The organism is Hymenobacter rubripertinctus (assembly GCF_003583925.1).
Classification (GTDB): Bacteria; Bacteroidota; Bacteroidia; order Cytophagales; family Hymenobacteraceae; genus Hymenobacter; species Hymenobacter rubripertinctus.
The window spans coordinates 1-1,634 of record NZ_QYCN01000099.1; the positions used below are offsets into that span (position 1 = coordinate 1).

General features: G+C 48.7%; 2 protein-coding genes. Both read left to right on the forward strand.

Translation table 11 applies throughout. The annotated features are described in order from the left end of the window. Positions 1 to 207 (forward strand): integrase core domain-containing protein (locus tag D0T11_RS21675; protein WP_147374802.1); only part of this gene is annotated, 207 nt, incomplete at its 5' end. A gap of 12 nt (positions 208 to 219) precedes the next feature. Next, positions 220 to 993 (forward strand): acyltransferase family protein, encoded by a 774-nt coding sequence (locus tag D0T11_RS21680; RefSeq protein WP_119657877.1) that lies wholly within the window; start codon positions 220 to 222, stop codon positions 991 to 993. Positions 994 to 1,634 lie beyond the last annotated feature (641 nt).

Below are 1,634 nucleotides of genomic sequence, written 5' to 3' on the forward strand. Positions count from 1 at the left end.
CGGCTCTGGCGCTCGGTTAAATGGGAATGCGTTTACCTCAACCCGGCCACTGATGGCGGCCACCTCTACGAACAGCTCCAGGCCTACTTCAGCTACTACAACCATCAGCGGCCTCACCAAGGCCTGAAGGGCCAAACACCTGCGCAAATCTTCGCTCAAAACCCTACCTTCAGCCCCCCACCCATTTGCTTAACAAACGCCTCCTAAACTGTCCAGTTTTTGGGAGTAGTACAAGTTGTGGGGCTGAACTACACGCTCACCAAAGCTTTTTTCCAGCACTTCGTTTTCACCGGAATTGCTCAGGGCTGGACCTTAACGGTCGAAGAATGCTTTTATGCCCTTGCCCCGTTGCTGTTGCTGGGCCTGGCGCGAAGCGCGAAGAAGTACGCGTTGCTGGCCATGTATGGGGTCACTCTGCTGGCTTTGGGCTGCGCCATCGTGTGGCTGGCACCGCATACGTTGGGTTTTTTTAAAAGCTTTAATTTCATGTTTACCTATACCTTTTTCGGGCGGTGCATGGAGTTTCTCTATGGTATCGGGCTTGCCTTGTTCATGCGCGGCAAGCCCGACCAAGCCGGTCCGGGGGGGGGCTATACCTGGGGCGGAATTGCCTGGATAGCGGCTTGCGTGGTCGCGGGTACAATTGTGAATCCTGCACCCCCGACGCAGGAAGCATATAGTTGGCTCGGGCTCGGGTTTAACAACTTGCTGCTCCCGCTGGGCATTGTATCTCTGTTCAGGGGGCTTATGACGGAGCAAACGTGGTTTCGACAGGTGCTGGAAACCAAATTATTTGATCTGCTGGGCAAAAGCTCTTATGCCTTCTACCTCGTTCATCTGGGTATCGTGAGCATCCTGCTCAAACGTCACTTAACGGATAATCCGCTGCTACTATTTCCGCTGATGGTACTTTTCTCAATTGGCCTCTATTACTGCCTCGAAGAGCCGCTACAGCGTAAATTACGCGCCCGGTCCCGGGAGAAGACCTTATAGGTTGAAAGCACTCGAAAGGCGGGTATATGTTCTGCATTATTTTGCACGTAGTCGATTCTGTAATGGTTCTTCTAAGAATTTGAATAATAACCAGGCTATTATGCAGGCCATGAAAAATGTTAACAGTATAGAGCCTAAGTTTCCTATTCTCTGAATAACGTAAGAACTGTGAAACAGCTGAGATACCAAGCCAAGATGAACTAGATAAAATGCGTAGGAGCTTTTTCCTAATAATTCCATTGTATTAGATGCTAGTATTCTTTGTAGCCAAGTTGTTTCATAAATTAAGCCTGCGAATAAAAACGATACCCCAATTGGGAGTATTATATTATTTATCAGCAAGCCAATATATGTAATACCATCAATGCCTTCAATACCTGCGGGTCGCAATTGGGCCATTAGTGCTACGCAAGCTAATATCCACAACACTCCCAGCCAAGTAAAAGATAGACGACTAGGTAGAGTATGAATATTTTTTAGTGAATAGGCCAATGCTACTCTACCCTACTAAATATTGCGGCATAAAACGGGGCAGTCCGACCTTTGGGGTTCCTACACCATCCAAACCCGTTCTGCCCCGTGAAGCAATGCCTCAGCGCCAAACTTACTACGCTTTTGCGACAGGTGCCGTTTGTGCGCCA